Raw genomic sequence first — 9,819 nt, 5'->3', positions numbered from 1 at the left:
GCGAGGGTGATGAACTGGAACGCGTAACCCATCGCCGACAACTCGCGCTGGAACTTCGCGATCTGGTCGTCGTCGAGGTGCTGCTTCCAGTTGAACGACGGCGAGCAGTTGTAGGCGAGCTTCTGGTTCGGGAACTCGGCGTGGATGCTCTCCGCGAACTCCCGCGCGAGCTCGAGGTTCGGCTTGTCCGACTCGACCCAGAGCAGGTCGGCGTAGGGAGCGTAGGCGTGCCCGCGAGCGAGCACCGGACCGATGCCGTTCTGCACGGTGTAGAAGCCCTCGGCGGTGCGCTCGCCCGTCGTGAAGGGCTTGTCGCGCTCGTCGTGGTCGCTCGTGAGCAGCGTCGCGGCGAGCGCATCCGTGCGGGCGATGACGATCGACGGCACGCCCGCGACGTCGGCCGCGAGTCGCGCGGCGTTGAGGGTGCGGATGTGCTGCGACGTCGGCACGAGCACCTTGCCGCCCATGTGGCCGCACTTCTTCTCGCTCGCGAGCTGGTCCTCCCAGTGCACGCCCGCCGCGCCGGCCTCGATCATGCCGTGCATGAGCTCGTAGGCGTTGAGCGGTCCGCCGAAGCCGGCCTCGGCATCCGCCACGATCGGCACCGTCCAGTCGCCGTGGGGCGCCGCGTCGGCCCCTTCGATCTGACCCGTGCGCAGCAGCGCGTTGTTGATGCGCCGCACGACCGCCGGCACCGAGTTGGCCGGGTAGAGGCTCTGGTCGGGGTAGGTCTGGCCGGAGAGGTTCGCGTCGGCGGCGACCTGCCAGCCGGAGAGGTAGATCGACTTCAGCCCGGCGCGCACCTGCTGCACGGCTTGGTTGCCGGTGAGGGCGCCGAGGGCCGAGACCCACTCGTTCGGGTCGTCGTTCTGCTGGATGAGCTCCCACAGCTTCTCGGCACCGCGGCGGGCGAGGGTGCGCTCCTCACGGACGGGGCCGCGGAGGTCGATGACGTCCTGCGCGGTGTAGTCGCGGCGGACGTCGCTCCAGCGCGGGTCGGCGGCCCACTCGATCTCGAGTTCGGCGGCGGTCTGGGTCTGGTCGCCGGGGCGGGCGCCGCGGCTCGTGGTGTCGGTCATGACCCCAGGTTGCGCCGCTCGGAGTCGCGTTTCTGCTCCTTAGGCCGCAGAAATACCTTGATCTTTCTATTCCGCAGCAGGATCGAAGGCTCCAGGATGGTGGCATGCCTCCGCTACCCGCAGAAGACGCCCACGATGAAGAGGTGCTCGATCCCCTCACCATCGGCCGCCGCATCCGCGCACTGCGCACCGACCGCGGTCTGACCCTCGAGGCGCTCGCGACAGAACTCGGCCGTGCCCCGTCGCAGGTCTCGGTCATCGAGAACGGCAAGCGCGAACTCAAGCTCGGCGAGCTGCAGAAGCTCGCCCGCATCCTCGGAGTGACGCTCGACGAGCTGCTCTCACCCGAGCCTCCGTCGAAGCGCGCCGCCCTCGAGATCGCCCTCGAGCGCATCCAGCGTGGTCCGCTCTACGCGAGTCTCGGGCTGCCCGCGGTGCCGGCGCGCAAGACGCTGAGCGACGAGGCGATGCAGACGATCCTGGGACTGCATGACGAGTTGCAGCGCCTCCACAACGAGCGTGCGGCGACACCCGAGGAGGCGCGACGGGCCAACACCGAGTTGCGCGCCGAGCAACGAAAGCGCGGCAACCACTTCGACGACCTCGAGGCGATCGCCCGCGACCTGCTCGCCGCCGTCGGCCATCGCGGCGGCCCGCTGTCGCAGCGCGTCGCCGCCGACCTCGCGAGCCACCTCGGCTTCACGTTGCACTACGTCGGCGACCTGCCCGACTCCACCCGCAGCGTCACCGACCATGAGAACGGACGCATCTACCTCCCGGTGCGCCCGTCGTCGGGCGGCGACCCGCGCTCGGCACTGCTGCAGGCCCTCGCAGCACATGTGCTCGGCAAGCAGGAGCCCCGCGACTACGCCGACCTCCTCCGCCAGCGCGTCGAGACGAACTACCTCGCCGGCGCGCTGCTGATCCCCGAGGAATCGGCGGTGCAATTCCTTCGGGCGGCGAAGGATGCCCGCGAGCTGAGCGTCGAAGACCTGCGCGACGCGTTCGCCACGAGCTACGAGACGGCGGCGCACCGGTTCACCAACCTCGCGACCGAGCACCTCGGCATCCCCGTGCACTTCCTCAAGGTGCACGCGAGCGGCACGATCTCGAAGGCCTACGAGAACGACGGCGCGCTCTTCCCGACCGACGTGCTCGGCGCCGTCGAAGGCCAGGTCGTGTGCCGCTACTGGAGCGCGCGGCAGGTGTTCACCGTCGAAGACCGCTTCAGCCCGTACCACCAGTACACCGACAAGCCGATGGGCACGTACTGGTGTACCTCGAGCATCCAGAACACCGCCTCGGGGTCGTTCTCGGTGAGCGTCGGCACGCCGTTCGCGCACGTGAAGTGGTTCCGCGGGCGCGACACGGGGCGGCGCCACACGTCGCGCTGCCCCGACCCGAGCTGCTGCCGACGGCCCGCCGACTCCCTCGCGGCCCGCTGGGGCGACAAGGCCTGGCCCTCCGCGCGGCTCAACTCCTCACTGCTCGCGGCGATGCCGTCGGGCACCTTCACGGGTGTCGACCTCACCGAGGTCTACGAGTTCCTCGAGGCTCACGCCCCCGAGTGACCTCCGCGGGTTGAGGAGCGCCGCGCGCAGCGCGACGCGTCTCGAAACCGCCCCCGAGCAACTCGGACGGGCAGGTTTCGAGACGCGTCCGCCTGCGGCGGGCGCTCCTCAACCCGCAGGGGTGCCGAGGCCGAGGTTGTCGCGGAAGACGTTCTGCGGATCCCACTCCGCCTTGAGTGCCCGCAACCGCGCCAGGTGGGCGTTCGGCCAGACGAGCGCGCGTGTCTGCTCATCCCGAGCGGTGTCGAACGACAGGTACGCGCCTGTGAGGTGCGGTCGTAGCCGCGCCCACTCGGCATCCAGTCGCGCGGGCGCGCCCGAGATCGCCGTGAGCGAGAAGTTCGCCGACCGGCCCGCGTAAGCCGTCGCGTCCTCCGGCACGTCGGACACCGCGCCTCCGACGGCACGGAACTGGAAGAAGTGGGTCGCCCCGGACTCCAGGAACGCCGCGGCGTCGGCGGCGAACTCGGGCGTGATGTGGTCGACGAGGCCCGAGTGGGCGTAGGGCTCCGACTCCGCGCGGTGCGGACCCGGCTGGTAGTAGCTGCCCATGACGTCGGCGTACGACATGATCCCGGCGTTCTGCCCGGTCAGCGGGGCGAGCTCGGCGAGCGGCTGCAGGCGCGCGACGACCGTGTCGGGGTCGGCCGAGTCGACGAGGGCGAGGATCGACGCCGACGCCGTGCCGCCGCGGGCCGGGTTGAGGATGAGGGAGGCCGTCAGGTCGCGGGGCGAACCCTCGACGACGCTGCCGTAGCCCTCGAGCAGCCCGGCGACGTCGGTGGCGGCGAACTGCAGCTGCGCGAAGGCGACGTCGCCCGTCTCGTGCGCCTCGAGCTCGAAGGCCGTCGCGATGCCGAACTCGAATCCGGCGCCGCGCATCCCCCAGAAGAGTTCGGGGTTCTCGTCGGCCGACGCGCGCACGAGACGCCCGTCGGCAGTGAGCAGCTCGACGGCGCGCACGTGATCGATCGTGAGCCCGTGCTCGCGTGCGAACCACCCCACCCCACCGGCTGTCGCGAGGCCGCCGACCCCGACCCCGCCGTAGTCACCGCTCGTGATCGCCCACCCGTGCGGCTCGAGCGCGCGGGCGACCTCGATCCAGCGCGCGCCGGGCTCGACGCGCACGAGTCGACGACCGGGATCGAGCACCTCGATCGAGTTCAACCTCCCGAGGTCGAGCACGACCCCGCCGTCGTTCGTGGAGCGACCGGAGACACCGTGGCCGCCCGAGCGCACGCCGAGCGGCACGTCCTGCGCGCGTGCGAAGGCGAGGGCTTCGCGCACCTCGTCGACGTTCGACGGCCGCAGCACGAGCCCCGGGTTGCCGCCGCGCAGGTAGTTGTTGCGCACCCGGCCGAATCCCGCGTCGCCGGGTTCCACGGCATCCGCGGCGAGGGATGCCGGGAGGGCTTCGTAGTCGATTCCCGCCCGTCGCGCGGCGAGGGCGGTCGCCGACCGCACCCGCCCGGTCGCGGTGCCGCGGCTCTCGCGCTCCTCCGCGACGCGCGCGCGCACCTCGGGCATCACGTCGTGAGCGACGACCGCCCTCGCCGAGGGGTCGTCGGACGCGAGGATGAAGGTGCCGACGCCCTCCTCGAGCGCGAGTTCGACCAGGTGGTCGACGGTCGCCTCGGCCGGGCCGACGTTGAGCAGCCGACGGATCTCGCGCGGGTCGCGACCCACACGCGTGGCCTCGGCGTCGATGACCGCGTTGCCCGCCGCGAGCCCCTCCCGCTTGATGTACGCGAGTGACGGCAGCCAGCCGTCGGCCTTGCGTGCGATGAGCCGCTGCATGCGCGGCTTGATCGCGCCCACCCAGATCGGCATGTCGTGTGCGGGAGCCGGCCCGCGCTTCGCGCCGTCGACGTGGTGGAAGCGTCCTCCGGCCCGGAGCGGTGTGCGCGCGTCGTCGTCCCAGATGCCGCGGATGACGTCGATCGCCTCGTCGAACGCCTGGACGGCCTCGCCGGGCTCGAGCTTCTCGCCGCCCATCGCCTCGATGGCGTCCCAGAAGCCGCCCGCGCCGATCGCGAGCTCGAACCGTCCGCCGCTCAGCAGGTCGAGGCTCGCGGCGGCTCGGGCGAGCACGGCCGGCGGGCGCAGCGGGATGTTGTGCACGTTCGCCGCGAGCCGGATCCGTGTCGTGCGAGCGGCGGTCCAGGCGAGGAGGGTCCACGTGTCGTGGAACGCCGGCTGGTAGGGGTGGTCTTGGAACGTGACGAGGTCGAAGCCGAGGTCTTCGCTCACGATCGCGAGGTCGCCCGCCTGCTCGGGCGGGTCGTTGACCGGGGTGACGAAGGTTCCGAACTCGAGGGTGTGACCGTAGTCGGGCATGGGCCCATGGTGCCCGCCGAGGGTCGGGCGTGCAGGCGCCGGGTTAGTCGCTTACTGCGCGTAAGCGGTGACGGGACTCGTCGGCGATCGCCCACGACGTGAGCGGCTGCGCGGCGGCGATGAGCTCGCGCCCGCGCCGCGTCGGTGCATAGCTGATCGAGACGGGGGTCGTCGGGATGACGGTGCGCTCGATCCATCCCTCGGCTTCGAGCTCTTTGAGCCGCACCGACAGCAGGCGGTCGGAGATGCCGTCGACGAGCGCGCGGTACTCCGAGAAGCGTCGCGCGCCGCGGATGCCGGCCAGCAGTATGGCGCCCACCCACCGTCGGCCGATGAACTCGAGGTGCTGCACCATCGCGCGGCACTTGTCGTCGTCGATCGTCTCAAAGACGGGTTCGGGGAGGACGTCGCTCACTCACCCAGAGTAAGCACACTCGTAGGTTGAGTGCCGGGTCGCGCAGCGTCCCGGTGTATCGAAACCCTTACCGCGCGACGTAGACGGTGTTCGTCGACGTGCCGTCGGTCAGGGGGTTGGGGAACTCCACGACGTGTGCGGCCGACGTCGAGAACGCGGCCTCGAGGTCGGTCAGGAACGCCTCGTCCGGCGGGTCGTCCGACCAGAGGGCGAACACGCCGCCGTCGCGGAGGTGACGGGCGAGCCGCCGCAGTCCGTCCGGGGTGTAGAGGTCGGCGTGCGCGGCGCTGAGCTGGTGCCGGGGTGAGTGGTCGACATCCAGCAGGATCGCGTCGTAGCGCGGAGCATCGGGGGCGAGGTCGCGGCGCATGAGGTCGAAGAAGTCGTCGAGCACGAGGCTTGTACGGGTGTCGTCGGTCAGCCGGGCGGAGACGGGGAGCAGGCCGCGCTCGTGCCAGTCGATCACCGCGGGCAGCGCGTCGACCACGACGAGCGACCCGACCGCCGTGTGCTCGAGGGCCGCCACCGCGGTGTAGCCGAGGCCCAGACCGCCGACGAGCACCGCGAGGTCGTCGCCCGTCGTCGCGGCGAGGCCGAGATGCGCGAGCTGCTTCTCCGCCTCGGTGAAGAGGCTCGACATGAGGTACTCGTCGCCGAGCTTCACCTCGTAGATGTCGACGCCGAGCACCGGGTCGAGCCGCCGCCGCAGGAACAGGTCGCCCATCGGGGTCTCCCGCCAGTCGAGTTCCTCGAAGCGCGACGTCACCGGCCTCACCCTACGCACCCCGCGCGAACGTGCGCCGTTCAGGACGAACCGGGTCCGTCGGGCGACGCCTCACCGGCGGCGACGCATTCTCCTGAACGGCGCACGTTCGACGGGCGAGTAGATCAGCTTCGCGAGGCTCGCAGCTACAGGAGGCCGAGGTCCCGTGCGCGGGTGACCGCGCCCGTGCGCGACTTCACCCCGAGCTTCGGGAACGCCGTCAGCAGGTGCGTCTTCACGGTGGCCTCGCCGAGGTGCAGCCGCATCCCGATCTCGCGATTCGACAGCCCCTCGGCGACAAGCCGCAGCACGTCGAGTTCGCGCGGGGTGAGCACGACCGCCGGCTCAGGCCGTGCCGACGCCCGGCGCACGAGCACGCGCGACACCGAGGGGGCGAGCGCGACCTCGCCCGTTGCGACCGCACGGATGCCGGCGAGCAGCTCGGCCTCGGGCGCCGCCTTGAGCAGGTAACCCGACGCCCCCGCGCCGATCGCCGAGAGGATCGCGTCGTCGCTCTCGTAGGTCGTGAGGATCACGACGCGCGTCGACGGGACCGCGGCGAGGATGCGCGCGGTCGCCTCGTCTCCGTCGAGGCCGGGCATGCGCAGATCCATGAGCACGACGTCCGGGGTCAGCTCGGTGGCGAGCGACACCGCCTCGAGCCCCGTCGCTCCGGTTCCGACGACCTCGAGATCGTCGGCCGCCTCGACGAGCCCGACGAGCCCCGCCCGCACGATCGGGTGGTCGTCGACGATCACGACGCGGATCATGCCGCCGCTCCCCGCGGCAGGCGCGCCTCGATCGTCGTGCCCTCCGGTGACCCCGACACCGCGAGCGAGCCGCCGACGAGTGCGAGCCGCGCCCGCAGGCCGCTGAGCCCGAACCCGTCGGGGATGGCGGTCGCATCGAGCCCGCGTCCGTCGTCCGCGACGCTCAGCACGGCATCCCCGCCCTCGTCGCAAAGCGACACCGTGACGGTCGACGCCCCCGCGTGCTTACGGACGTTGGCGAGACCCTCCTGAGCGCAGCGCAGCAGGGCGACCTCGGCATCACGATCGAGCGGGGCGTCGAGCGACACCGACACCGCGACCGACACCCCCGACTCGCGGCGGAACCGCTCGGCGAGCACCTCGAGCGCTCCCGCCAACCCCGCGCCGAGCTCGACGGGGGCGCTGCCGGCGACGAGCGTGCGGGTCTCGGTGAGGGCATCCCGCGCGGCGTCCTCGAGCAGCTCGAGGGTCGCGTCGGTGAGCCGCCCCGACGTGAGCTCGCGGCGCGAGCGTTGGGCGAGCAGCACCATGCCGGCGAGCGACTGGGCGATCGTGTCGTGCAGCTCGCGGGCGAGGCGCTCGCGCTCGGTCGTGACGCCCGCATCCCGGTGCAGCGCCGCGAGCTCGTCCTGCGCCGCCGTCAGCTCGTCGAGCAGCCGAGCGCGCTCGTCGCCGTACTGCGCGATGCGCCAGATCCAGAGTCCGAGCGCGACCGAGCCCGCGAACGAGAAGAGCACCGTGAGCGCCGCGGCCGACAGCGCGGTCGTGGTCATCCCGAGGGAGACGAAGAAGCCGGTTCCGGCGGCACCGGCGATGAAGGCGTTCGCGATGATCGCGGCCCGCCGTGTCGTCGTCACGACCCACGCGGTCGGCATCGCGAGGGCCTGGAACACGGCGAGCGACGGCTCGACGGAGACGAGGGTTCCGGTGACGAGCACCGACGTCGCGATCAGGGCGATCGACCGTCGGCTGCCGTCCGGCGCCCGGCGCCCGATCGCGAAGAAGACGGCGACGTAGACCGTGAGTGCGATGGCCGCCACCCACCACGCGGGGGTCGTCGCCGCGGACAGCGCGACGGTGACGGCGCAGACCGCCGCCACCGTGGCGACCGCGACGACCCACCACCGCGAGGCGAGGGCTCCGTCGTAGGTCACTCAGCCATCCTTGCGGATCCATCGGAAGGTGAGCCGGGCGAGTACGAGCCCGACGACGAGCCAGATGCCGCACACCAGCAGGATGCCGGGGTGGTCCCACGACTCGCCCATCTCGAGCGACTCGAAGGCGTCGGGCAGGAACACCGACCGCATCCCCTGCGCGAGCCACTTGAGCGGGAAGACGCTCGCGACGTTTTGCAGCCACTCCGGCAGCGCCGAGAAGGCGAGGTAGACGCCCGAGATGAACTGCAGCACGAGCACGATCGGGATGACGACCGCCGTCGCGCTGCGTCCGCTGCGGGGGATCGCGGAGAGGGCGATGCCGAGCAGCGCGCACGTCGTGACGCCGAGCAGGAACACCCAGGCGAACGTGAGCCAGCGCTCCGGCTCCGTCGGCAGCTGCACGCCGAACACGACCGCCGCGACGACGATGAGCAGCGCCGACTGCAGGATGCCCGTCACGAGCACCTGCCCGAGCTTGCCGAGGAAGTACGACACCGGCGACAGCGGGGTGCCGCCGAGGCGCTTGAGGGTGCCGTCGCTCTTCTCCATCGCGATGTCGATCGACATGTTCTGCAGGCCCGAGAGCAGCACCCCCGCGGCGAGCATCCCGGGCAGGTAGAACTCCGCCGCGGTGAGCTCGGCTCCGGGAGGGCCGAAGGTCGAGTTGCTGAACGCCGTCGAGAAGATGAGCAGCATCACGAGCGGGAAGAGGAAGGTGAAGAACACCGAGTCGCCCTGCCGGAAGTAGCCGCGGATCTCGTAGCCGGCGCGACTCACGCCGTGGGTCAGGATGCTCACGCGAAGATCTCCTTCTGCTCGGTGCCCACGTAGGACAGGTAGATGTCTTCCAGACTCGGGCGGATGATCTCGAGCCCCTCCGGCTCGCCATCCTTCGCCAGCCGGGTCACGAGAGCTCCGGGGTTCTCGGTGCGCTCCTCGCGCACGGCGCCGTTCTCCCGCCAGCGCACGATCGGCACGCGGGCGTCGGTCCCGCCGAGCTCGTGGATGCCACCGAGCGCCGCGACCTCGCCGTGCGCGATGATCGCGGCCCGGCTCGCGAGCGCGGCCGCCTCATCCAGGTAGTGCGTCGTGAGCAGGATCGTCGTGCCCTCGTCCTGCAGCCGGCGGATGAGGTCCCAGAACTGTCGCCGGGCCTCCGGGTCGAATCCGGTCGTGGGCTCGTCGAGGAAGACCAGCTCCGGCCGTCCGATGATGCCGAGCGCGACATCCACTCTGCGCCGCTGCCCGCCGGAGAGCTTCCGGATGCTCGTCTTCGCCTTCTCGGTCAGCCCGACCGCGTCGATCACCTCGTCGACGTCGCGCGGGTTCGGGTAGAGGCCCGCGAAATGGGTGAGCTGCTCGCGCACCGTCGCCGCGGGGCTCTCGCCCGTCGACTGCAGCACGATGCCGAGCCGCGCCTTCCAGTCGAGCCCGCCGCGCGCGGGGTCGACCCCGAGCACCTCGGCGTCGCCTCCCGAGCGATCGCGATACCCCTCGAGGATCTCGATCGTCGTCGACTTGCCCGCGCCGTTCGGCCCGAGCAGGGCGAACGTCTCGCCGCGCGCGATCTCGAAACTGACGCCCTTGAGCGCCTCGAATCCGCCGCGGTACGTCTTGCGCAGGTCGTCGACCCGCACCACCGTCTCTGTCATACCCCCCACCCTCCTCGCGTGCGCGGTGCCGCGGCTACGACCACGCGGTGGGACGTGTCTCCACCATCCGGTGGA

Annotated in this window: 9 protein-coding genes; 1 reads left to right on the top strand and 8 read right to left on the bottom strand. The window is 71.4% G+C overall.

Annotated features, from left to right (window positions below; all coding sequences use genetic code 11):
- A partial coding sequence (aceA, locus tag ACO1X9_RS13690; RefSeq protein WP_486351399.1) for an isocitrate lyase occupies positions 1-1,079 on the bottom strand: 1,079 nt, incomplete at its 3' end.
- A gap of 104 nt (positions 1,080-1,183) precedes the next feature.
- Here aceA and ACO1X9_RS13685 point away from each other — a divergent pair.
- Positions 1,184-2,650: a helix-turn-helix domain-containing protein gene (locus ACO1X9_RS13685; RefSeq protein WP_486351398.1), complete on the top strand. Its 1,467-nt coding sequence runs from the start codon at positions 1,184-1,186 to the stop codon at positions 2,648-2,650.
- Positions 2,651-2,758: 108 nt separating this feature from the next.
- Here the strand turns inward: ACO1X9_RS13685 and ACO1X9_RS13680 are convergent, their stop codons facing one another.
- The 7 genes from ACO1X9_RS13680 to ACO1X9_RS13650 all read right to left on the bottom strand — a co-directional run bounded on the left by ACO1X9_RS13680 (position 2,759) and on the right by ACO1X9_RS13650 (position 9,744).
- Entirely contained in the window at positions 2,759-4,987 is a 2,229-nt protein-coding gene (locus ACO1X9_RS13680; protein WP_486351397.1) for an LLM class flavin-dependent oxidoreductase, read from the bottom strand.
- Positions 4,988-5,030: 43 nt separating this feature from the next.
- Positions 5,031-5,402: a winged helix-turn-helix transcriptional regulator gene (locus ACO1X9_RS13675; protein WP_486351396.1), complete on the bottom strand. Its 372-nt coding sequence runs from the start codon at positions 5,400-5,402 to the stop codon at positions 5,031-5,033.
- A gap of 67 nt (positions 5,403-5,469) precedes the next feature.
- Positions 5,470-6,168 carry a spermidine synthase gene (locus ACO1X9_RS13670; protein ID WP_486351395.1) on the bottom strand — a complete coding sequence of 233 codons (699 nt, stop codon included), beginning with the start codon at positions 6,166-6,168 and terminating at the stop codon, positions 5,470-5,472.
- 143 nt (positions 6,169-6,311) lie between these two features.
- A complete protein-coding gene (locus ACO1X9_RS13665; protein ID WP_486351394.1) occupies positions 6,312-6,935 on the bottom strand; it encodes a response regulator in 624 nt (207 codons plus the stop codon).
- The gene (locus ACO1X9_RS13660) at positions 6,932-8,089 is read right to left on the bottom strand and encodes a sensor histidine kinase (RefSeq protein ID WP_486351393.1); all 1,158 of its coding nucleotides are present in this window, start codon (positions 8,087-8,089) and stop codon (positions 6,932-6,934) included. The genes ACO1X9_RS13665 and ACO1X9_RS13660 overlap by 4 nt, the downstream gene beginning before the upstream one ends.
- A complete protein-coding gene (locus tag ACO1X9_RS13655) occupies positions 8,090-8,890 on the bottom strand; it encodes an ABC transporter permease (protein WP_486351392.1) in 801 nt (266 codons plus the stop codon). It abuts the gene before it with no gap.
- Positions 8,887-9,744 carry an ABC transporter ATP-binding protein gene (locus tag ACO1X9_RS13650; protein WP_486351391.1) on the bottom strand — a complete coding sequence of 286 codons (858 nt, stop codon included), beginning with the start codon at positions 9,742-9,744 and terminating at the stop codon, positions 8,887-8,889. Before ACO1X9_RS13650 ends, ACO1X9_RS13655 begins: the two co-directional genes overlap by 4 nt.
- Positions 9,745-9,819: the final 75 nt, after the last annotated feature.

The sequence above is a fragment of the Pseudolysinimonas sp. genome (assembly GCF_057350545.1).
Note: the sequence above shows the minus strand (reverse complement) of the source record. Positions and strands in the feature narration are given on the sequence as shown.